Annotated in this window: 17 protein-coding genes and 1 pseudogene; 16 read left to right on the top strand and 2 right to left on the bottom strand. The window is 62.9% G+C overall.

Annotated features, from left to right (window positions below):
- The first annotated feature begins 355 nt into the window (after positions 1 to 355).
- From AB4Y31_RS29175 to AB4Y31_RS29140, 8 genes and pseudogenes are all read left to right on the top strand, one after another.
- Positions 356 to 1,375, top strand: coding sequence for a GlxA family transcriptional regulator (locus AB4Y31_RS29175; protein ID WP_368677029.1), 1,020 nt, complete (start codon positions 356 to 358; stop codon positions 1,373 to 1,375).
- 361 nt (positions 1,376 to 1,736) lie between these two features.
- Positions 1,737 to 3,995: pseudogene (locus tag AB4Y31_RS29170) on the top strand (TonB-dependent receptor).
- Positions 3,996 to 4,009: 14 nt separating this feature from the next.
- On the top strand, positions 4,010 to 5,467 hold the full coding sequence (locus AB4Y31_RS29165) for a Y4yA family PLP-dependent enzyme (protein WP_368677028.1): 1,458 nt from the start codon (positions 4,010 to 4,012) through the stop codon (positions 5,465 to 5,467).
- A complete protein-coding gene (locus tag AB4Y31_RS29160; RefSeq protein WP_368677027.1) occupies positions 5,464 to 6,504 on the top strand; it encodes a PLP-dependent cysteine synthase family protein in 1,041 nt (346 codons plus the stop codon). The genes AB4Y31_RS29165 and AB4Y31_RS29160 overlap by 4 nt, the downstream gene beginning before the upstream one ends.
- Entirely contained in the window at positions 6,501 to 7,673 is a 1,173-nt protein-coding gene (locus AB4Y31_RS29155; RefSeq protein WP_368677026.1) for an NAD/NADP octopine/nopaline dehydrogenase family protein, read from the top strand. Before AB4Y31_RS29160 ends, AB4Y31_RS29155 begins: the two co-directional genes overlap by 4 nt.
- A gap of 20 nt (positions 7,674 to 7,693) precedes the next feature.
- A complete protein-coding gene (locus tag AB4Y31_RS29150) occupies positions 7,694 to 9,619 on the top strand; it encodes an IucA/IucC family siderophore biosynthesis protein (protein WP_368677025.1) in 1,926 nt (641 codons plus the stop codon).
- Positions 9,616 to 10,869 carry an MFS transporter gene (locus tag AB4Y31_RS29145; protein WP_368677024.1) on the top strand — a complete coding sequence of 418 codons (1,254 nt, stop codon included), beginning with the start codon at positions 9,616 to 9,618 and terminating at the stop codon, positions 10,867 to 10,869. The genes AB4Y31_RS29150 and AB4Y31_RS29145 overlap by 4 nt, the downstream gene beginning before the upstream one ends.
- Before the next feature lie 64 nt (positions 10,870 to 10,933).
- Positions 10,934 to 11,131 carry a CsbD family protein gene (locus AB4Y31_RS29140; RefSeq protein WP_018442224.1) on the top strand — a complete coding sequence of 66 codons (198 nt, stop codon included), beginning with the start codon at positions 10,934 to 10,936 and terminating at the stop codon, positions 11,129 to 11,131.
- A 99-nt stretch (positions 11,132 to 11,230) separates the two neighbouring features.
- On the opposite strand, the gene AB4Y31_RS29135 is transcribed toward AB4Y31_RS29140, so the two are convergent.
- The gene (locus tag AB4Y31_RS29135; protein WP_368677023.1) at positions 11,231 to 11,452 is read right to left on the bottom strand and encodes a dodecin family protein; all 222 of its coding nucleotides are present in this window, start codon (positions 11,450 to 11,452) and stop codon (positions 11,231 to 11,233) included.
- A 189-nt stretch (positions 11,453 to 11,641) separates the two neighbouring features.
- Between AB4Y31_RS29135 and AB4Y31_RS29130 the strand changes: the two genes are divergently transcribed.
- Genes AB4Y31_RS29130 through AB4Y31_RS29100 form a run of 7 tightly spaced genes read left to right on the top strand, consistent with a single transcriptional unit; the run spans position 11,642 to position 19,176 of the window.
- Complete coding sequence (locus AB4Y31_RS29130; RefSeq protein WP_368677022.1) at positions 11,642 to 12,646, top strand: 3-oxoacyl-[acyl-carrier-protein] synthase III C-terminal domain-containing protein; 1,005 nt, start codon at positions 11,642 to 11,644, stop codon at positions 12,644 to 12,646.
- Positions 12,647 to 12,648: 2 nt separating this feature from the next.
- On the top strand, positions 12,649 to 13,665 hold the full coding sequence (locus AB4Y31_RS29125) for an NAD-dependent epimerase/dehydratase family protein (RefSeq protein ID WP_368677021.1): 1,017 nt from the start codon (positions 12,649 to 12,651) through the stop codon (positions 13,663 to 13,665).
- Complete coding sequence (locus AB4Y31_RS29120; protein WP_368677020.1) at positions 13,662 to 14,510, top strand: MBL fold metallo-hydrolase; 849 nt, start codon at positions 13,662 to 13,664, stop codon at positions 14,508 to 14,510. The genes AB4Y31_RS29125 and AB4Y31_RS29120 overlap by 4 nt, the downstream gene beginning before the upstream one ends.
- On the top strand, positions 14,497 to 15,849 hold the full coding sequence (locus AB4Y31_RS29115; RefSeq protein WP_368677019.1) for a F390 synthetase-related protein: 1,353 nt from the start codon (positions 14,497 to 14,499) through the stop codon (positions 15,847 to 15,849). Before AB4Y31_RS29120 ends, AB4Y31_RS29115 begins: the two co-directional genes overlap by 14 nt.
- A gap of 7 nt (positions 15,850 to 15,856) precedes the next feature.
- Positions 15,857 to 17,017, top strand: coding sequence for an ATP-grasp domain-containing protein (locus AB4Y31_RS29110; RefSeq protein ID WP_368677018.1), 1,161 nt, complete (start codon positions 15,857 to 15,859; stop codon positions 17,015 to 17,017).
- Positions 17,014 to 18,129: a GNAT family N-acetyltransferase gene (locus tag AB4Y31_RS29105; protein WP_368677017.1), complete on the top strand. Its 1,116-nt coding sequence runs from the start codon at positions 17,014 to 17,016 to the stop codon at positions 18,127 to 18,129. The genes AB4Y31_RS29110 and AB4Y31_RS29105 overlap by 4 nt, the downstream gene beginning before the upstream one ends.
- Positions 18,130 to 18,132: 3 nt before the next feature.
- A complete protein-coding gene (locus AB4Y31_RS29100) occupies positions 18,133 to 19,176 on the top strand; it encodes a Rieske 2Fe-2S domain-containing protein (RefSeq protein ID WP_368677016.1) in 1,044 nt (347 codons plus the stop codon).
- 78 nt (positions 19,177 to 19,254) lie between these two features.
- Here the strand turns inward: AB4Y31_RS29100 and senA are convergent, their stop codons facing one another.
- Positions 19,255 to 20,466 (bottom strand): selenoneine synthase SenA, encoded by a 1,212-nt coding sequence (gene senA, locus AB4Y31_RS29095; RefSeq protein ID WP_368677015.1) that lies wholly within the window; start codon positions 20,464 to 20,466, stop codon positions 19,255 to 19,257.
- Here senA and senB point away from each other — a divergent pair.
- The gene (gene senB / locus AB4Y31_RS29090) at positions 20,465 to 21,481 is read left to right on the top strand and encodes a selenoneine biosynthesis selenosugar synthase SenB (protein ID WP_368677014.1); all 1,017 of its coding nucleotides are present in this window, start codon (positions 20,465 to 20,467) and stop codon (positions 21,479 to 21,481) included. The genes senA and senB overlap by 2 nt on opposite strands.
- Positions 21,482 to 21,506 lie beyond the last annotated feature (25 nt).

Raw genomic sequence — 21,506 nt, 5'->3', positions numbered from 1 at the left:
GTGGGGTCCTGCGCAGCGCCGCGCCAGGCTTGGCTTGACTCGGGGCGCCGCCGGCTTTCGTTGACGACGGCTCTATTCTTGTCGTTCGCCTTTGGCGGGGATTGATGAATTCAGACGCGTTCTTTGCCTTTTACGACACATACGTCCGTTTTGGACAAGTCGCCGCCACGCACCACGGCGGCGCCGCTTATGCGCCCAGCGGAAGCGCCTCACGCACGATGGCAGTGCAGCATGGCGCTCCGGCCCTTATGCCGGTTAGGGTTAAGCCGTATGGCATGCTTGTTGCCACGAATCGGACAATGCAAGAGCCGAATCCCCACATCGGCGGCAACACCGAGGATCGAAGGAACGCCCCATGTCAACCGACCGTACCGCGTCGCTCGCGAAGTTCGCGTTTATGGCTCTGCCGAACTTCACGATGATCGCGTTCTCGAACGCGATCGAAGTGCTCAGGATGGCGAACTATCTGAGCGGAGAGACGCTCTATCGCTGGTCGGTCGTCAGCCCCGACGGTGGGCCGGTCACCGCCAGCAACGGGCTTTCGGTCGAGACGGTCCCGGTCAGCTCGCTCGAGCAAGTTCCCGATGTCGTGTTCGTCTGCGGCGGCATCGACGTGCAGCATTCGACGACGCCGGCGCATCTTTCCGAACTGCGCCGCTTCGCGCGCTCGGGCGTCGTGCTGGGCAGCCTCTGCACCGGCACGTATGCGCTTGCGCGGGCCGGGCTGCTCGAGGGCTACGCTTGCGCGATCCACTGGGAGAACATGTCCGCGCTGAAAGAAGAGTTCCCTGGAACGCGGTTCTTGAAGGAGCTTTTCGTCATCGATCGCGATCGCGTGACTTGCACAGGAGGCGTGGCCCCGCTCGACATGATGCTGCATCTGATCGCGCCGCGTGTGGGCACGGCGCGCGTGACGCAAATCGCGGAGCAGTTCATCGTCGAGCACGTGCGCGATCCGAAGGCGCAGCAACGCATGCCGCTCGTGGCTCGGCTCGGCTCGGCGAACAAGTCGCTCTTCGAAGTGATCTCGCTGATGGAGAGCAACATCGAAGAGCCGCTCTCGCGCGAGGAGCTCGCAAGGCTGGCGAATATGTCGCAGCGGCAACTGCAACGGCTTTTCCGCGAGCACCTCGGAATGACGCCGACCCACTACTACCTGACGCTACGGTTGCGGCGCGCACGCGAGCTGCTGCTGCAGACCGACATGTCGATCATGCATATCACGATGGCTTGCGGGTTTCAGTCGGCCTGTCATTTCAGCAAGAGCTATCGCGACGCGTTTGGAACCGCGCCGACGCGCGAGCGCCGCAAGCAAGTCGCGCCGCTCGCGACCGGCGGCGTGACGATCGACAAGGGGCTCGCGTTCCACGCCTGAGGCCATCGCGCGTTTCGCGCAACACACACGGCCTGACCGTCTTGGCCGGATCGTAAGCGTCACCGCAAGGGCGGCCCGTTGAACGGCCCGCTCGCCCGCCCATCCATCCTTTCTGGCCGTCGCTTCCGCTTCCCGGTCGCGAATCGGCGATCGGCATAGCGCATTTCGCACCGCCGCGTGCGCCCAAGCGCGCCGCCTCCGCGAACCCGTCCGCTCCTCCAAATCAAGCCAACGCCCTAAACTTCTTACGAATGCTATTGCGAATGATTCCCATTTCGATTACTGTTCACCCGTCTTCACCGAGAAACGTGCAGACCCGCAAACACCCGCATCGATCACCAAGAAGAGGAAATCCATCGTCATGCAGTGGCATCGCAGCGCCAGGGCCAACGCCATAGGTTGGCCAGCATCTTCGTCGGCGGGCTCGCCTTCGTCGATTCCATCGCGGCTCTCGACGGCCGTTCGCCTTCTGTTCGCCGGGGCTTTGGCCGCCGGCGTCGCGCAAAGCTATGCGCAAACCGCTGCTGAAGCCACCGAGGAGGCGAGCGCAACGAAGAAGACGCAGACCGAGCATGCATTGCCGGCGGTTATCGTTCGAGCCCAGGCATCGACGGAATTGCCGCCCGCCTTGCCCGGCGGCCAGCTCGCGCAAGGCGGACGCTTAGGACTCCTGGGCAATAAGAGCATCACCGATACGCCATTCAGCGTGACGAACTATACGTCGCAAACGATGGAAGACGAGAACGCCACCACGCTTGCGGAAGTCGTCGGTAAAGACCCATCGAGCCGCTTCACCGGGCAGATCGGCGGCGTGACCGATTCGTTCTACATCCGCGGTTTCCCGATCAACGAAGGCAACATCAGCGAGATCGCCTTCGACGGCGTCTATGGCGTTTCGCCCAACTACCACCTCTTCACCGAATACCTCGAGCGCGTCGAAATACTCAAAGGGCCGGGGGCGCTCTTGTACGGGATGTCGCCGAATAGCGGCGTCGGGGGCGTGGTCAACGTCGTCCCCAAGCGGCCGCTCAACAAGGACTTGACTCGCGTCACGCTCGACTATGCTTCGGACTCCCAAGTAGGTGAATCAGTCGACCTGAGCCGCCGGTTCGGCAGCGAGCGACAGTTCGGCATTCGTTTCAACGGCTTGCATCGACAAGGCGAGACGGCTCTCGACAATCAAAAGTCGCGAGCGGAAGTCGGCCACTAGGCGCTCGATTATCAAGGCGAACGCTTGCGCGCATCGCTCGACCTGATCGAGCAATATCAGTGGGTCGATGCGCCCACGCGGCCGTTCCTCGTCGCGCCGGGCCTTCCGGTGCCGGATGCGCCCGATGGCCGTCGCAACGTCAGTCAGCCGTGGGGTTGGTGGAAAGCCAACGAAATGTCGACGCTGCTGCATGCCGAATATGACGTCAACGATGCCTTGACGGTATTCGCCGACGCAGGCGGCGCGAAAACGGATGTCGCGCGCTTCTCGGACCAGACGCCGACGATCCTCGATGCACTCGGCAACACGTCGTCGACTCCGTTCAACGCCAAGTTCCAGGTCAACCGCTCGACCGCCGATACGGGTTTGCGCGCCCGCTTCGATACGGGGCCCGTCAAGCATGCCGTCGTGTTCCAAGCCAGCGCCTATCAGGACCGCGTCGCGAGCGCGAACAACACGGGCCGCGCCATTCTTTCGAACATCTATTCGCCGGTTGCCAGCGCGGAGCCGAACGTGGCCGCGCCAACGCGCGTGCCGAAAATATCGGCGTCCACCTTGACGGGCCTTGCGCTCGCGGACACATTGAGCGCATTCGACGAACGCGTCCAATTGACGCTCGGCGTCAGGCAGCAGCATGTGCAATCGGACAACTTCAACGCGACGACGGGCGCCCGCTCTTCATCGTATAACGACAGTGCCGTCACGCCGCTCGCCGGCATCGTCGTAAAACCTTGGCGGAACGTCTCGCTCTACGCGAATTACATCGAAGGCCTGAGCAAGGGCGACATCGCACCGGTCACAGCGTCGAATGCCGGACAGGTGTTCGCACCGTACAAGACGCAACAGCAGGAAGTCGGTGTCAAGGCGGAGTTCGGCGGCGTTCTAGCAACGCTCGCGGCGTTCAGGATCACGAAGCCGAGCGGGCAGCTGTTCGGCACGACGTTCGCCGTGGATAGCGAACAGCGCAATCAGGGGATCGAGCTGAACGTCTCCGGCGAGCCCGTCAACGGCGTGCGGCTTCTCGGCGGCGTGACCTGGATCGATGCCACGCTCACCAAAACGAACAGTCAGGCGACGCTAGGAAACCGCCCCGTCGGCGTTCCAGGTTGGATGGCCAACGCGAGCGCCGAATGGGACACCCCCTGGATCAGCGGCCTGACGCTGACGAGCGCCGTCAACCTCACGGGCCGCGAGTACGTCGATCAAGCGAATACGCAGTCCGTCCCCGCTTGGACGACGTTCGACTTCGGCGCGCGCTACAAGACGAAGATTTATGGCAAATCGACCACATGGCGCGCCGGCGTCCTCAACGCGTTCGATCGCCGATACTGGGCGGGCGTTGCATCGTTCGGCACGGTTTCGCTCGGCGCGCCGAGAACGGTCTTCATGTCCGCCTCCGTGGACTTTTGACGACATCGGCGATCATGCATCCCGCCCGCTTTTCACCGCCGCTTCCGGACATCTCGTCGCGCAGTCTCGTCATCGAAGGCAAGACGCTTGCGCCGCTCGTTCATCGCTACGTGGCGCGACTCGTCGACGAATGGCCCGAGCGGATCCGATCGCTCGTCGCACAGTTCGGCTCGCCGCTCAACATCGTCTTGCCGAACGTGCTCGTCGAGAACGTCGATGCGTTGCGCGCCGTGCTCCGTGAGCACGCGCTGCCGTTCGAGATGTTCTATGGCGCCAAGGTCAACAAATCGAATGCGTTGGTGCGCGCCGCCGTGGAATCGGGGATCGGCGTGGATGTGTCGAGCATCTACGAGCTCAGAGATGCGCTCCGCTGTGGCGCTGACGGTAGCCGGCTCTGCGCGACCGGCCCCGCGAAGACACGCGTGTTTCATGCGGCACTGATCGGTGCCGGTGCGCTCATCGCCATCGATTCTCGCGAGGAGTTCGACGATCTGCTCTCGCTCGCGCGCGAAATCGCCGCGGAGCGTCCCACGCGAATCCTGCTGCGCTATCAGCCTCATGTTCATCGTGCGAGCCGCTTCGGCATGACGGCGGCCGACCTGCTCTTCTGCCTGCGCCGTCTTGCCGCTGTACCCGAGATGCTTCGGTTCGAGGGGTTCCATTTTCATCTATCCGGCTATCAATACGAATCGCGCGTCGAGGCAATCACCGAATTGGTGCCGCTCATCGACGCGGCGCGTGCGCTTGGCCTCTCGCCGCGACTGATCGACATCGGCGGCGGGATGCCGGTTCGATATGTCGATAGCGCCCTCTACAACGCGTTTTTGTTGAATCAGCGTGAAGCCGACTATCGACATTCGCGCGTTCCGTCCTCGTTCTATCCCTACGGCGGCAACTTGGGCGCGACCGAATGGCTCGACCGCCTGCTCACATCGTCGTGTGCCCCGGGCTTGTCCGTCGCTCGATATCTGAACCGCGAAAATCTGACCCTCGCGCTCGAGCCCGGACGCAGCCTGGTCGATCAGGCCGCGCTTTCCGTGTTCCGCATCACGCGCGTCAAGTCGCTTGCGAACGGCACGCTGGCCGTCTTCGCGGAAGGCAGCAGCTTCAGCGCCTGTGAAACCTGGTTTGCCTCGGAGTTTCTCGTCGACCCGATCCTCATCGCCGCCGACGAAGCGAACGAAGCCGACGATTACGCGCGGCACCGCGGCACGTCGCCTGCAACCGTGCCCGCCTACATCGCCGGGCACAGTTGCCTCGACGAAGACGTGATCACGAATCGCTACGTCCATTTTCCGAAGCGGCCCAAAGCCGGAGACCTGCTCGTTTATGCCAACACGGCCGGCTACCAGATGGACCTGCTCGAAAACGAGTTTCATCGCCACCCCATGCCGTGCCGCGTCGCCGCAAGCTTCGACACCGCGGGCCGCATGGAATTCTCACCTGACGTTTCGCTTGAGGTATCGGCATGATCTTGAACAAAGTCACCGATCTGATCGGCAATACGCCGATTCTCAGTCTCTCCGTTCCGGGAAGGCAGGCCAGGCTGCTGCTGAAGGTCGAAAAGAACAATCCGGGCGGAAGCATCAAGGACCGCATGGCGCGCAACATGGTTCTCGCCGCGCTGAAATCGGGCAGGCTCAAGCCCGGCGGCGTCATCGTCGAGTCCTCGTCGGGCAATACCGGCATCGGCCTTGCGATTGCCGCCGTCGAGTTCGGGATGCGCTTCATCGCTGTCGTCGATCATCATGCCGCCCCCGACAAGATCGCCGTCATGCGTGCGCTCGGCGCCGAGATCCGTTATGTGGAAGGCGATTATCGCGAGGACGAGGTCGCCGTCGTCGAGCGCCAGAGAATGGCAGCCGAGCTGGCCGGCAAGATCCCCGGCGCCGTCTTCATGAACCAGTCGGACAACGCCGCCAATGCGGGCGGTTATGCGGATTTCGTGCGCGAAGCCATCGCGGAAGCGGGGCGCATCGACGCCTATGTGGGCTGCGTCGGCACGGGCGGCTCGATGACCGGCATCGCGCACGGATTGAAAGTTCACAACGCGGCGACAAAAACGATCGCCGTCGAGCCGGACGGCTCGATCGTGTTCGGCCAGCCCGGGCACGCCTACTATCAGTCGGGCACCGGAACACCGGCTGGCGATACGGTGGGTCTCGTGCTCGACTACAGCTGCATCGACATGGGCGTGCAGGTTTCCGACGCGCAGGCCTTCGAAACGGCCCGCTACGTCGCGCGCAAGACGGGGCTGCTGGTGGGCGGCTCGACCGGTGGCGTCATTTACAAGGCGCTCGAGTTCATCCATAGCGGCACCATCGGCGGGAACGTGCTCGTCGCCGTAGCGGACGGCGGCGAAAAGTACCTGCACACCGTCTTCAGCGAAGACTGGTTGCGCGAGCGCAACCTGCTCGACCCGCTCGTCTGGCAACAGCTCGACGAATGGCTCGGCGACGACCGCTCGATCGACAAGCCGCGCGAGACGCCACGGCTGCATCTCGCATGAACGAGCTCGATGCTGAAAGCGACGGCTCCGCGCCGCTCAACGTCACCGTGTGCGGCGGGGGGCGTACGGGTCATCTCGCCGCGGTGCTCTTCAAAGCGCGCCCCGGCATCCGCGTGTCATTGCTGACCGGCCGCCAGGAGGTCGTCGATCGCTATCTCCGCGCGGGGCAGCGCATGAACGCGATCATGCGCGACGGCACGAAGCAAACCGTGCGACTCGACCGGGTCACCTGCGATGCGGCCAAAGCGCTTCACAACGCCGACGTCGTCATCGTCACGGTGCCGGCGCAGGTGCGCGCCCCGCTGCTCCACCGAATCGCTGAATCACTGCCCACCGGGAAGCCGGTTTTCGTGGGCGCGATCCCGGGATTTTGCGGCTACGACTGGCTCGCGGAACGATTGCTCGGCACGCTGCCGAATGTCGTCATCTGGGGCATGAAGGACGTGGCGCATATCGCGTCCGATCTCGACTCCGGCGTATCCGTTCGGATGGGCGGCGCGAAGGCGACCCTGCATGTCGCGACGCATGTGCGGGAAAGCGCGGCAGCGAGACAAAATTTGCTCTCGCATTTGGAGCGGCTTTACGACGCACGCGTCGAACTGCTCAACGACTATCTTGAGATCACGCTGACGCCGGGCAACCCGATCATGCACGGCTCCGTCATCTACGGGCTCATCGGGCCTTACGGCCAATGGCACGGGCGGCCGTTCTCGCAACCGATCCGCTGGTGGAATGATTGCCCGGAGCTCGGCGCCTACTTCATCGAGCGCTGCGACGAAGACAATCAGCGATTGCGAACGGCGCTCGAGCGCGAGTTCGGCATTGATCTGTCCTCGGTGAAGCCGCTCAGGCAGGAGATCGTCGAGGCTTACGGCGATCAGATCGGCGATAGGGGAACCATGCTGTCGGTCCTGAGAACGAATCGCGCCTATGACGGAATCTTGGCCCCGCTCGTCCCCTCACCCGGCGGCACCGGTTATCTCATCGACCGTGAAAGCCGCGCTTTTCAGGAAGACGTGGCATACGGCCTCGCGCTGCTCGTTGAAATGGGAAGGCGCCTGAACGTCCGGTTGCCGCACATCGACGAGGTGTATCGCTGGAATGTCTCCTACATGGGGGAATCGCGCGGCTCCGCGCTCGAATATTTCCCTCGAACCTGGCCATCTTGATCAGGACTCCTATGGAACACATGGAATACCTACCCTCGAACGAGCGCAATGACAGTGCGTCGCCCGCGCTACAAAGGCACCAGGCCGTTCGCTTCGCGTCGCGCCGCAACGCGCTGCGGCGCATCGTGCGATGCATCTTCGCTGAGCGAATCGTCGATAGCGCTGCGCTCGTCTTTGCTCCCGAGGGAACAAGTGCCTATCTGCCGCTCTGGCATCGCCACGCCGTCCTCGACTTCTCGGACCTATGGGCGGCGCCGGGCGATACGTTCGTCAACCGAGGCGACATCGTGCTCATCGGTGCGAACGGCGCACGCACTGCCGTCGAAAGCCCCGACCAGTTGATCGACTTACTGCGGCCGGCGTTCGATTTTCCCGCTCCTGACGACGGCGTGGAAAGACTCACGCACGACATCGAAAACAGCATTGAAAACGATGTCCTCGCGCGAGTCCATCGCGTCACGTGGGAGGCCGATCTCCGGGCCAAAATGGAGGCAGCGGGCGCGACCGGACTGATCGACTATTTGCGTAGCCACTATTCCGTGCGCGATGCCGCGGTGCTGCTCGATCGATGGGGCTCGCTCGAAGGGCACCCCTACTATCCGACGTGGAAAAGCAAACCGGATCTCGACGCGCACCAGGTAGCGGCCCTCTCACCCGAATTCAACGCCTGCGTTCGCGTGCGTATCGCGGCATTGCGCGCGGACATGGCCTATATCGAACGCATGCCGCACGTCGGCAGTTATCACGACTGGTTCGCAAGTCAGTTTCCGCAAGTCTGGGCGCGATGGAAAGCGAGGCTGAACGAACGTGAGCTGCATGAGCACGAATGGCTTCCGTTGCCGATCCACAGTTGGCATCTCGAGCATTTCGTTTGCAAACAATATGCGGCCGAGATAGAGCAAGGCCTTCTCATCGTCGATGGGCCGGACATCGATACGCTGCCAACGATGTCTTTTCGCACGATGATGCCGCGGCTGCCGGGGCCCGTGCCATTCATCAAGCTGCCCATTGCACTGTGGCTCACGAGCGAGCAACGCAGTCTGCAGGCCAAATCGATTCATATGGGCCCGCGCATCAGCAGCGTGATCGAGCGCATTCTCGCCACCGACCATCGCCTTGCCGGAGCGCTGGAAATCTTTCCCGAGGAGGTGGCGTTCCACTATAAACATGCGGTCAAGCAGGAGGACGGCCCCGGACGCTACCTTTCGGTCGCCTATCGGGCAAGCGCGGGTGCCTTCGAGCGGTCCGACGATCTCCTACCCGTCACCGTCGCCGCACTGTCGACGCGCTCGCCGGCAAGCCGCCGTGCACTCGTGTCGGAACTGATCGAGCGCGACGGCCAGCGCGCCACGGCGAACCAGGTCGAGGAATACTTTCGTGCATACGTGAGAACCGTCACCTATCCCGTCATCGGCATCTACCTCCGCTACGGCATCGCGCTCGAAGCGCATCAGCAAAACGCGTCCGTCTTGTTTGCTCGCGATGGCGCGCCCCGGCGGCTTGCAATGCGCGATTTCGGCGACGGGCGGGCCTTCGCGCCGCTGCTCAATGCACGCGGGTACGAATTGAAGCCGTACGTTCATCCGGGCATTTTGCCGACCGTCTTCGACGACGACATCGAACCCGTGCGCTCATGTGTGCTCCATGCGTGCTTTGTCTGCCATCTTCACGAGCTCGCACTGCTGCTGACGCAGGAGTACGGTCTCGCATCGCCCCGCCTATGGGACATTCTCCGCGAGGAGACGGCGCGAACGTTCGATCTCTTTGCCTCGGATGTCGACAGCACGCTTTGGAAAACCGAACGTACCGCTTTCCTTGATCAGCCGTGGCCGAGCCGATCCGTGCTCAGGATGCATCTGCTCAAGTATTCGGACTATCGGATCGAGCACAGGTTATCGAATCCTCTCGTGTCGGGAAATCGCGAAAACGCGAGAGCCGATCGATGACACGCAATACCGTCTTGCCTGCGCAGGCATCGCGGCTCGTCCACCTGCTCTTCGCCGTGCAGCTCGTCTCCATCAGCGCCATGGAGATGAGCGGCCCTTTCTGGCCGGTCCGCTTGAAAGCGCTCGCCACCTCGAGCTTCGAGTTCGGGTTCTCGGCGGTCGCGGTTTACGTCGGCCCGATGCTCGGGATGATGCTGATGGGCGCGCGCTGGGGCCGCATCGGCGACCGAACCGGCCATAAGCTCATGATGTGCCGCGCGCTGCTTGCGCTTGCGCTGACGCAGGCGGCGCTCGCCTATGCGGAGAACGTGTGGGCCATTCTCGCCTTGCGTGTGATTCAGGGCGCATGCGCCGGCTACACGGCACCCGCGCAAGCCTATGGCGTTACGGTAGTCGATCCCTCGCGCCGCGCGCGGCTCTTCGCCTATCTGCAAGTGTCGACGAACGTCGGATCGATCGTCGGCGCCATCTGCGGTGGTGTCATCCTCGATCATGCAACGTTCTTCTGGATCAACATCGTCGCGGCTCTGCTTTGCGCCGCCTGCGCGCTCGCTGTCGTGCTGGCCGTTCCCGACGTACGAGCACCGCAGACCGCGTCCTCGAGCGAGACGAGAGGCGCGCCGCCGCCCTCGCATCGGCCGATCCGACTCTGGCGAGCGGGACCGATCGGCGGACTGCTCGCCATCATGGGCATGTTGCTGGCCAGCCGCACGATGACGCAGTCCCCTTTTTCACTCTATGTCCATTCGGTATTCCATGCCGGCAATTGGGTCACCGGGCTCTGTTACGCGCTCATGTCTTTCGGTTTTGCCGTATCGGCATCGCTCTGGGCGCGGTACTTCGAAGACAAGACGCTTCGGGATGCCTTGCGGAAAATCGTCTACATCGCCGCCGCATGCGCCATCGTGACCATCGCCGCCGGAACAACGCGGGACATTCGCGTTTTCTCCACCATTTATTTCGTATGGGGAGTGCTTCTCGCGGCAACGACACCCGTCTTGATGTCGCTGATTTCGCATGCTTCGGGAAGCCGCGGCCAGGGACATCTGATCGGGGTCGCGCAGAGCACAACGCAGTTTTCGTCGATCACGGGCATCGCGCTCGGCGGTTGGCTAAGCCAAGCCGTCGGCCTGCAATACACGTACTTTCTGGTGTCGATCGCCTATGCCGCAGCGCTCGCCGTGGCGGTGCTCGTCACGCGCGAACACCATATCTCGGCACAGTCGGTCATCGCCTCCGGAGGTGATTAGCGATAATCGGCGGCACGGGAGTTGCTGTGTGATGTTGTCCTCATGTCGACCCAGGGAGCAGACGATGAACGAAGACAAGATCAAGGGCCAGTGGAAACAGCTGTCCGGCAAGCTAAAGGCGCAGTGGGGGAAGCTAACCGATGACGACCTCGCAGTGGCCGACGGCGACCGCGAGTATCTCGTCGGTAGAATCCAGGAGCGCTATGGGATTGCCCGGGACGAGGCCGAGCGACAGTTGCGGGACTTCGACAGCACCTTATGACCCGGGCACGCGCGCCGCTTGCGACGGCGCGCGTGCATCGAGCCATGGGCTCGGCGACGCAACGTCGCCGGGCTGAACGCCGCCGCTTGAACGAACTTCTCAGATCTCGTACTTGAACGACAGGGATACTCTGGCGCGATATTCGACCACCTTGCCGTTATCGACCTTCATATCGAGCTTACAAACTTCGGCGACTCTCAGGTCGCGCAGCGAGTTGGCGGCGGTTTCGACGGCGTTTTTCGCCGCATCCTCCCAGGACGTCGGGCTCGTGCCGATGATTTCGGTGACTTTATAGACGCTCGGTTCCGTGCTGGCGGACATGATCTTTCTCCGGGATGACAGGTGCAATCCTCAAGGTCAGCAGACCGCGTGCCAGCTTGGGCGGACACGCTAGAATGTGCGCTCATGACCGGCACGGACGCAAGGCGACCGGCGGCCTGACAGGCGTATCTCCGATGGGAGTCAACACGGTCGCGGCATCGGAAATGGCATCGATGGAGAGGAGACCATTTGAAACACTCACGACGTCACATTCGCATTTGCGGCACGGGCGTCGCTGTTCCCGAAAATGTGCTGACGAGCGAAGCGATCGATCGGCGTTTCGGGTTGCCGATCGGCACGGTCTTCGAGCGCTACGGCGTGCACGCGCGCCGGTACGCCAAACACGAAAGCGCCGCCTCGCTCGCGGCCAAAGCCTGCGCTGACGCACTGGCTCGCGCCGGTCTCGAATGGCGCGACATCGATTGCCTCGTTGCGGCATCGGCGACAATGGATCAAGCGTTGCCTTATAACGCCGCAATGATTCTCAACGAACTCGGCAATCGCGCACGGCATATCGCCGCATTCGATATCGGCGCCAGCTGCCTGTCGTTTCTGGTTGCGCTCGATACGATCAGCTATCTCGTCGGCTGTGACCGCTATCGCAACGTGATGATCGTATCGGCGGATATCGCGACATTCTCGCTCGATTGGTCGACGCTCGGCGAATCCGCCATCTTCGGCGACGGCGCGGCAGCCGCCATCGTCCGCAAAAGCAGGCCCGACGAGGCATCATGCATCCTCGCGTCGCACATCGAAACGCACGCCGAAAGCGCGAGTCATTGCCATATCAAAGCAGGCGGCTCACGCTACCATCCCGCACGCTCAGACGTCGACTTCATGCCTCTCACGCTGTTCCATATGGACGGGCCGCGCCTATTTCGGATAGTCTCTCGCGAACTCCCACGGCTGATGTCGGACCTGCTCGACGGCGCCATGGTCAAGCTGGATCAGGTTCGTCTCGTCATCCCGCATCAGGCGAGCCGCCTCGCGCTCGATCATCTCGCCAAGCGGTTGCGCATCGATGCAGCGCGAATCGTCGATATCCTCGCCGATTTCGGCAATCAAGTCGGGGCCTCCCTGCCCTCCGCCTTACATCATGCAATCGCCGACAACCGGCTGCAGCGCGGAGAGACGTTCATGCTCCTCGGCTCAGGCGCCGGCGTGACGATAGGCGGCATGGTCATGGTGTATTGAAGATGCGCGTGCTCGTAACCGGTGGAACCGGCTTCCTCGGACGCCATATCGTGTGGCGACTGAACGCTTCGGGCCATAGCGTCGTCTTCACCGGGCGAAATCCGAAGCACGCGGCCGATGTCCTGGCCGGCACCGAGCGGCACGACCTCGAAACTCGTTTCGTCATGCTCGAGCATGGCGACACGAAAAGCGCGACATTGCTGGCCGAATCGGCAGCCGATGCGGATGCGGTCATCCACTGTGCCGCGCTGTCGTCGCCTTGGGGCCGGCGCGAAGCGTTCGAGCGCGCCAATGTTGCGTCTACGAGCGAGGTTGTCGGCGCATGCGAAGCCCGGCGCATCCCCCGTCTCGTTCAAATCTCCACGCCGAGCCTCTACTTCGATTTTCGTGATCGCCTGGGCATTCGGGAGGAGGAGCCGCTGCCGCCGCCTGTCAACGAGTATGCGAGAACCAAGGGAATCGCGGAAGACCTCGTCGCGCGCGCGCAGATCGATTCCGTTATCGTGCTGCGCCCGCGAGCGATCTTCGGTCCTTGGGATGCCACGCTGCTTCCGCGCATCTTCCGTGTCGCCAAGGTATCGCGATTGCCGCTGATGAGAGGCGGCAACGCATTGATCGATCTGACCTATGTCGACAACGTCGTCGATGCCGTCATGCTGGCGCTCGGAGCCGATATCGAACGCGCCGTCGCGAACATCAGCAACGGCGAACCGATGACAGTGCACGACATGTTCGCGAAGCTCGGGCGAGCCTTCGGACTGGAGCTCCGCGTGCGCCGCGTTCCCTATCCGCTCCTCGATGCGATAGCCGCGCTTCTCGAACGGGCAGCGCGGCTCCGGCCGGACTGGGAGCCCCCGATCACGCGTTATTCGGCGGGACTGCTGGCGTTTTCGCAAACGCTCGATCTGACGCGTGCGCGCATATTGCTCGGCTACGTGCCGCGCGTCCCGCTCGACGTCGGCATTGCGCGCACGGCCGCGTGGTTCGCCGCTGCCGCGCGCCAAAAGGACGATCGATGAGCACGGAGATCGGTTTTCGCCTTCTCAAGGTCGGACATTGCTCGCATCCCGAGTGCATCGCTCAACGAGGCGGTCGATTCGCCGCCGTTCCGTTTCCCGCGTTAGCGGGCCTGCTGATTCATCCGCGGCACGGCCCGATGCTGTTCGATACGGGGTACAGCGATGCCTTCTTTGCCGCGACCAAACGCTTTCCGGAGCGTCTATACCGCCTCGTCACGCCGGTGTCGCTCAACCCCGGCGAATCGCTGGCAACGCAGCTCGGGCTTCACGGTTTTGCGCCGGACGATATCAAGCATCTGTTCGTCTCACATCTGCATGCGGACCATATTGCGGGAATCGGCGACTATCCGCGGGCAAAGATCTTCGTCATGAGAGCCGAAGTCGAAGCCATGCGCCGGGCATCGCGCATCGGCGGGTTGCGTCGCGGCTATCTCCGTATGCTGCTTCCCGATCGGTTCGACATGACGTTGACCTATGTCGACGATTGCCCGCGAGTCGCGTTGCCCGATTCGATGCGGCCATTCAGATACGGCTTCGATCTGCTCGGTGACGCGAGTCTGACCGGGGTGCCGTTGCCCGGTCATACGGCGGGCCAACTCGGGCTGCTCTTCAAAACCACCGAAGCACGCACCGTTTTTCTCGTCGCGGACGCGTGCTGGTCGCTCGATGCGCTCAGGCGCGACCGCGCGCCGACGTGGATCGCGTCGCGGCTTTTTGCCGACAAGCGGGAATATCTCTCGACGTTCGCCGCCCTTCGGCAAGTCCTGGCCCGACAAGACAGCCTCATGATGGTGCCATCGCATTGCGAATCGACATGGAAGCGACTGAGCGATGAGGCCCGCTGAGTTCGTGCGCATGGTGCGGGCGTTCATCCGCACGCGATATGGCTTGCGATTCCGCAATCGCGCTTCGCTCGAGCAATGGCAACGCCGCCGACTCGATGCGTTTGTCTCGACCACCTTGACACAGGCGGCCTTCTATCGAGAGGCGCGCGTCAGCGAGTTGACATCGCTGCCCATCGTCGAGAAGCAAACGATGCTCGAACACTTCTCCGGATTCAACGCGCGCGGCATCGAGCTCGAAAACGCCCTAGCGGCGGCGCGCGCCGCCGAAACCGGGCAACCGCCGCCGACCGGCTTCGATCCGTCGCTCACGGCAGGATTATCGAGCGGCACCCAAGGACGCCCCGGCGTCTTCCTCGCGAGCGCCGACGAGCGCGCGACATGGGCAGGCATCCTGCTCGCGCGGACGCTGGACCGCGATCTGCTCGGATGCCTCGTGCGAAGAATGGCACCTTTGCGTGTCGCGCTTTTCCTGCGTGCGAACAGCGCGCTTTACACGACGCTGAGAAGTCGGTTCATCGACTTCCGATTTTTCGATTTGCAATCGGGTGCGCATACTCATGCGGGGGCATTGGCGAAATTCGATCCGGACGTCCTCGTCGCGCCGGCCAGCGTTCTGGCCTGGCTCGCGAGCGAGTCGCTCGACGGCCGCTTGCCGCTGCAGCCGCGCAAAGTCATCTCCGTCGCGGAGGTTCTCGAGCCCGATGACGAGCGGCGAATCCGCGCAGCTTATGGCAAGCCGGTGCACCAGTTATACCAGTGCACGGAAGGTTTCCTCGCTTACACATGCGAGCACGGATCGTTGCATCTGAACGAAGAGTTCGTCCATATCGAGCCCGAATGGCTCGACGAGACGCGGACGCGGTTCGTCCCGATCATCACGGACTTCACGCGGCGAACGCAGATGATCGTCCGCTATCGTCTCGACGACATCTTGCGATTGCGGAGCGAGCCATGCCGATGCGGGCGTGTCACGCGCGCGCTGGCGGCCATCGATGGCCGCGTCGATGATGTGCTCTGGCTCCCCTCGTCCTCCACGGGGCGCCTGATGCCCCTCTTTCCCGATGCCGTTCGGCATGCGATAGCACGACACGCCGATTGCGTCGTCGATTACACTCTCGCGCAGCACAATGTAACCCTGCATCTGGCGGTAGAAGGTGAAGAAGCCGCGTTCGCATCGGTGCGCCAGGCGATCGACGAATTGATCGTCATGCAGGGCATGACGCCGCCCGCTTGGCGGCGAGCGACCCTCGAAGCACGCGCGAACGCCGCCAAGCGCAGACGGATCGTTTGCGTCACGCGACCATCGGCGAGTCAGTTCGACAAGACGCATTCGACATAGGAACGCCATGACGCGCAACGTTCTGATACTCGGAGGGCGAGCACCGGTCGCGCTGGATCACGCGCGTCGCTTCGCGCATCAAGGCTGGACCGTCACGGTCGCGGACAGCATTTCCTGCTCGATCAGCGGTGCTTCCCGGGCCGTGAAGACGACGCTGCGCGTCGCGTCGCCCCGTCACGAGCCGGCGCGATTCGCCGCAGATCTTGCGCGCGCCTGCAGCAGCCATGCCATCGAGCTGGTCGTGCCCACCTGCGAGGAAGTCTTTTTCGTCTCGCGCTTTCGACAAAGCTTGCCGCAAGAGGTGCGCGTACTCGCGGACGATTTCGACAAGTTGCGCGATATCCATAGCAAGTGGCGCTTCCTTTCTCTCGCGCAAGGGTGCGGCGTCGAAGTCCCGTGGTCATCGACGGTGACATCGATCGGCGAGGCGCGTGCCTGGGCCGGGACGAGACCCGTTGTATTGAAGCCGGAGTTCTCGCGATTCGGCGTTCACGTGCGGCTCTATCGGAATGGAATTCCGGACGATGCGCCCGAGCTCGCGCCACTGGGCCGATGGGTCGCTCAGACGTATCAGACCGGCACCGAGTACTGCTCGTACAGCGTCGCGGACAAAGGGCGGCTCGTCGCTCACAGTCTTTATCGCCCCACTTGGCGGATGCAAACGAGTTCGAGCTTTTATTTCGAACCGGCCAGCATCGAAGCGATCCGTGGCTTCGTCGCATCGTTCGCGAGAAAACTCGATTTCACGGGTCAATTGTCGTTCGACTGGATCCAGCATGTCGACGGCAAATTAAGCGTGCTCGAATGCAACCCGCGTGCGACGAGCGGCTGTCATCTTTTCTCACTCGATGATCCGCTTCCCGCCGGGCTCGACGGTACGCTCGATGCCTGCATCGAACCTTCGTCGCCAACAGCGAGAATGGTAAGCGCCGTCATGCTGACGGCAGGACTGATCGATGCGTTGAAGCGGCACGATCTGCGCCGCTGGGTTCATGACTATCGAAGCGGGCTCGATGTCATCGGCATCGCGCGCGATCGTCGACCGATCGGCGGTGCGCTGCTCGACCTCGCATCGTATGCGCGGCTTGCGCTCGCGCAGCGTTGCAACATGCGTGAAGCTGCAACGCAAGACATCGAATGGGACGGCGAGGCGCTGCCCGAGCCATGAGCGAATGCCGCTACGCTCCGCGCGGGCGTTTCCTTGCGTCGGCTGAGGCTTTTGCCGCGCTTCATACCGGCGCGCCGACCCAGGAATACGTCGTCAATATCGATGCGAACGTCGAGACGATCCAACTCGCCGACCTGCCGTTCCCAGTCGTCGTCAACCATGTCGATCAAGAGAATGCCTGGGTCTCCTCACCGCTCACCACCTACAGCCGCTACGCCCTCGAAGAAGCGCGGCGCCTGTTGCCGAAGTGGCTGGCGTGGCCGCTCTCGAGCGTCATCAGGTTGGCCGATCTTTGGTTGCGCGCAAACGGCTTCGATCGGGCCGTCTCGATCAACAACTGGCTTCTCAGCACGAATCTTTATCCGTCGACCGACAGCATCGACTTCTCCCAGGCCCGCGAATCGTTGAAAGCGCGCTGGCCAAATCACGCGATCTGGTTCCGCTCGCTCAATTTCGTGCAGCATGCCGACTGGCTGCATGCGCTAGTCGCGGCCGGATTCGAGCTCGTTCCTTCCCGCCAAGTGTATTTGTTCGATGACATCGAGCGATGCGCGGCCGATCATCAGAACTTGCGGCGAGACCTGAAACTGCTGCGCTCGACGCCTCTCGAGCGAGTCGACGGCAGCGCGTTTTGCGACGCCGACTTCGTCGCAAGCGAAAGCCTCTACGCGCAGCTTTACATCGACAAGTATTCGAAACTCAATCCTCGCTATACAGCTGCGTTCCTCAGAGCATGGCATCGTGCAGGGCTGCTCGAGCTGACCGGGTTCCGAGACCGTTCCGGCCGTTTGCTCGCCGTGATCGGCATTTTCGCGCAGGGGCCGCTTTTGACCGCACCCATCGTCGGATACGACACCGCCTGGCCGCGATCGGCAGGACTGTATCGTCTGCTCATGGCTCATGTGCTGGAAACCACGATGCATCGGAGCGGCACGTTGAATCTCAGCGCGGGCGCCGCGCAGTTCAAGCGCCTGCGAGGCGGCAAGCCGGCGATCGAATACAGTGCGGTTTTTGCGGAGCATCTTCCGCAACCCATGCGCCGAGCGCTCGGCGCGCTAAGAGCCCTGACGACACGAATCGGCGTACCAATCATGCAGCGCTTCGAGCTTTGATCCATGAACCATTGGCCGACCTCACTCGAAAGCAGTTGGTTTGTTGTCGCCCGCTCGCGGCAAGTCCGGGAAAAACCACTCGCGGTCACGCTGCTCGACCGGCCACTCGTCATTGCACGCACGACAAACGGCACGCTATTTGCGCTCGACGATTGCTGCCCGCATCGCCACGTCCCGCTCTCGGCCGGTTGCCTCACCGCAAGCGGTTTGCAATGCGCTTATCACGGTTGGACCTTCGACGCCGACGGCAGGTGCGTAGCCGTCCCGGGCCTTGCGCCTCAGACGCCCTTGCCGCTCGCGAGAGTGGGCTCAGCCAGTGTGATGGAGTTCGACGGCCTGGTGTGGGTGAGGCTCGATGGTGAAGGCCCCAAGGAAACCCAATCGAATGCGCTACCCGCGTTCGTGCATCGTTCCGCGGCACAGGCACAGCGTTTCGTCTGGCAATCGACGTGGAAGGGTCGCGCAATCGATGCGCTCGAAAATTTTCTCGATGCGCAACATACCCATTTCGTGCACCGGGGTCTGGTGCGCAGCCCCCGTCACCGCCGCACGGCCGAGGCGACAGTCTCCCGTTCGGCGGGCTCGCTGCAAGTCGACTATCACGGCCATGCCGATCAGAGCGGTCTGCTCTATCGGCTATTCGAATCGCCTCGCGAAGTCGAGCGCGCTTATTTCGATGCGGCCGCCGCGGGCACCGCGCAACTGGAATATCGATACCGCAACGGCAGCGCGTTGTATTTCACCCTTCACTTCTCCCCGATCGGCGAATCGCTGACGCGCGTTCACGGAACGCTGCATGTCGAGAACAGATGGGCGCCGCGCTGGGGCATCAGCCTCTTCGCGTGGCCGTTTTTGCGTCGCGTTCTGCGACAAGATCAAGCAATCGTCGAAGCTCAGGCAACGAACCGCCAACGCTTTCGGCGCGAGGAAGTGATATCGACCGAACTCGACCTCGTCAGGCCTGCGCTCGACGCGGTGTGGACCTCCCGCACCGACCACCTCATCGACGAGCACGAGTGCGTACGAAAAGTGCGAATGCTGCTGTGAGGAAGCGACAAGCTTCGTCCGTTGCACGCCAGCGCTAAGTCAGCCCCAGATCTCGCGACCCGAGCCGCCAGCCGTCGATCAACGACAAGACCGGAATCCCACGAAAATGTCATTGCGGTGCGGCAGATAGAAATTTCGATAGCGAGGATGGCGCATCCGATCGCGCGTGGCGAACGACGCGCCGCGTGCGCTGCGATGCGTATGAAACCAAGGTTCCGAATACGCGTCGTACGGATCCGCCGAAAAGCCCGCATACGGCTCGAAGCTGTCGGCCATCCATTCCCAGACGGACTCGCCCCACTCGATGGCTCCATTGCAGGCGGCATACTCCCATTCCGCTTCGGTGGGCAGACGGCGGCCGCGCCAGCGGCAAAACGCTTCCGCTTCGTACGCGTTGACGTGGCAGACCGGAAGCGAAAGCGGAAGCGGCTCCCATTGCCCGAACCAACGGTGCTCCCAATGCCCGGTAGCGTCGCCTTCCGATTCGCGCCATCGCAACGGCCTCTTGAGCCCCGTGTCTTTCAGCCACGCCTTGCCGTCTTCGGACCACCAGCGCTCGTCGCGATAGCCGTTTGCCTCGACGAACTCGGCGAATTCGGCGTTGCTCACGCATTGACGATCGATATGCGCCGGCGCAATCTCGACCGGATGCCGCCATTTCTCGTTATCGAAAACGAACCCTTCCTCGCTCGCGCCGCCCATCTCGAACACCCCGCCGCCGATAGCGACCTCGCGCATGCCCGCGGCGACGTCATCATCGAGCGTCGCCAGAGCGAGAGGCTTATGCGGTGCATAGTCGAGCGTCTGCCGCATATAGGTCAGGGCTTCCGCGTGCATGTCCTCGTGGTACAGGGCAAGCCGAAAATAATAGAGAGCCTCGTCCGTCTCCGCGGCCGCGGCAAGCGCGCCTCGCACACGCTCGAGCACCGTATCCGCGTACTCGAGAACCTCCGCCTGCGACGGCAGGTCCAGGTGCCAGCGGTCGCGGTGCGCAACGCGCATCGAGTCGTACCAGCGGTCGGCGTGCTCGAGTATGGACGGACGGGTGGCCGCAAATCGGCCATCGGGGCCGCGCCGGGGATCGCGCAGTACCCAATGTTCAGTGAACCAGGCAATATGCGCATACTCCCATAGTGGTGGGTTGATGCCGCGGTCGTAGGGAACCTGCAGCTGCGCAGGCGTAAGATCCTGCAGGACGGCCCAGGTCGACCAGTGAGCGTCGACGAACGCCGCGTCCAGTTGCGATTTGTTCAGCTTCCTTGCCGCGATGCCATCGACTCGTAAAGTCATGAGTTCTCCAGTCGCCGAAGTCGCCATCGTCAGCCCGGCGTTGCGCAGTGCCAACAATGGCAACTGGCAGACGGCGCACCGATGGTCGAAGTTTCTCGGCACTGCTTATCGAATTTCACTCACGGCGGAATGGCCGCCGACCGAGCACGCTCACAAGCCGCCGCCCGACTGTCTGATCGCCTTGCATGCGCGGCGCTCGGCCTCCTCCATCGCCGCGTTCGCCGAGGCCTGCCCGGATCGTCCGCTCGTCGTCGTGCTGACAGGCACCGATCTCTACCGCGACATTCGCTCCGACGAATCGGCCCGCCGCTCGCTCGATCTTGCCACGCATCTCGTCGTACTGCAGCATGAAGGCTTGACCGAACTTGCCTCGCCTCATCGAGTCAAGTGCCGCGTCATCTATCAGTCCGCGCCCGCGCCTAAGACGCACCCGCCAGCGGCGCGCAAACGCCGGACTTTCGACGTCGTCATGGTAGGCCATATGCGCGCCGAGAAAGATCCGCTGACGCCCATGCGTGCGCTGGATTGCCTGCCCGACGATTCGTCCGTGCGGCTGATTCAGATCGGCCGCGCGCTCGCCGACGAATATCGGCTCGCGGCCGAGGCGTTGCAAGCGCGGGCCTGGCCTGGGACGCCGCGATACGTCTGGCTCGCCGAGCAGCCCCACGGCGCGACGCTACGGCATATCGCCGCCGCGCGCGCGCTGGTCGTCGCAAGCGTCATGGAAGGCGGCGCCAACGTGATCATCGAGGCCGTGAATGCGGGCGTGCCCGTCCTCGCGAGCCGCATTCCAGGCAACGTCGGCATGCTCGGCCGCGATTACAGCGGATACTTCACGTTGGGCGATCATGAAGAACTAGCGCGCCTGCTCGATCGAGCGAGCCGCGATCGAGCGTTTCTGACGGAGCTGGAACGACAATGTGCCAAGCGAGCGCCCCTATTCGCGCCGGAAAGGGAGCAAGCGGCAGTCGTCAAGCTCGTCGATGATGCGCTGACCGCCGTGACACCCCATTGACGAAACTTTGGCAACCGGCAGTAAA

The sequence above is a fragment of the Trinickia sp. EG282A genome, from assembly GCF_040965455.1.
In the GTDB taxonomy this organism is placed as follows: Bacteria; Pseudomonadota; Gammaproteobacteria; order Burkholderiales; family Burkholderiaceae; genus Trinickia; species Trinickia symbiotica.
This window is presented reverse-complemented; position numbering and strand designations above follow the sequence as displayed.

What these genes read in the sequence shown, in the direction of transcription:
- AB4Y31_RS29175 (WP_368677029.1), top strand. Translation starts at nt 356, where the DNA reads ATGTCAACCGACCGTACCGCGTCGCTCGCGAAGTTCGCGTTTATGGCT.
- AB4Y31_RS29165 (WP_368677028.1), top strand. Translation starts at nt 4,010, where the DNA reads ATGCATCCCGCCCGCTTTTCACCGCCGCTTCCGGACATCTCGTCGCGC.
- AB4Y31_RS29160 (WP_368677027.1), top strand. Translation starts at nt 5,464, where the DNA reads ATGATCTTGAACAAAGTCACCGATCTGATCGGCAATACGCCGATTCTC.
- AB4Y31_RS29155 (WP_368677026.1), top strand. Translation starts at nt 6,501, where the DNA reads ATGAACGAGCTCGATGCTGAAAGCGACGGCTCCGCGCCGCTCAACGTC.
- AB4Y31_RS29150 (WP_368677025.1), top strand. Translation starts at nt 7,694, where the DNA reads ATGGAATACCTACCCTCGAACGAGCGCAATGACAGTGCGTCGCCCGCG.
- AB4Y31_RS29145 (WP_368677024.1), top strand. Translation starts at nt 9,616, where the DNA reads ATGACACGCAATACCGTCTTGCCTGCGCAGGCATCGCGGCTCGTCCAC.
- AB4Y31_RS29140 (WP_018442224.1), top strand. Translation starts at nt 10,934, where the DNA reads ATGAACGAAGACAAGATCAAGGGCCAGTGGAAACAGCTGTCCGGCAAG.
- AB4Y31_RS29135 (WP_368677023.1), bottom strand. Translation starts at nt 11,452, where the DNA reads ATGTCCGCCAGCACGGAACCGAGCGTCTATAAAGTCACCGAAATCATC.
- AB4Y31_RS29125 (WP_368677021.1), top strand. Translation starts at nt 12,649, where the DNA reads ATGCGCGTGCTCGTAACCGGTGGAACCGGCTTCCTCGGACGCCATATC.
- AB4Y31_RS29120 (WP_368677020.1), top strand. Translation starts at nt 13,662, where the DNA reads ATGAGCACGGAGATCGGTTTTCGCCTTCTCAAGGTCGGACATTGCTCG.
- AB4Y31_RS29115 (WP_368677019.1), top strand. Translation starts at nt 14,497, where the DNA reads ATGAGGCCCGCTGAGTTCGTGCGCATGGTGCGGGCGTTCATCCGCACG.
- AB4Y31_RS29110 (WP_368677018.1), top strand. Translation starts at nt 15,857, where the DNA reads ATGACGCGCAACGTTCTGATACTCGGAGGGCGAGCACCGGTCGCGCTG.
- AB4Y31_RS29105 (WP_368677017.1), top strand. Translation starts at nt 17,014, where the DNA reads ATGAGCGAATGCCGCTACGCTCCGCGCGGGCGTTTCCTTGCGTCGGCT.
- AB4Y31_RS29100 (WP_368677016.1), top strand. Translation starts at nt 18,133, where the DNA reads ATGAACCATTGGCCGACCTCACTCGAAAGCAGTTGGTTTGTTGTCGCC.
- senB (WP_368677014.1), top strand. Translation starts at nt 20,465, where the DNA reads ATGAGTTCTCCAGTCGCCGAAGTCGCCATCGTCAGCCCGGCGTTGCGC.
- senA (WP_368677015.1), bottom strand. Translation starts at nt 20,466, where the DNA reads ATGACTTTACGAGTCGATGGCATCGCGGCAAGGAAGCTGAACAAATCG.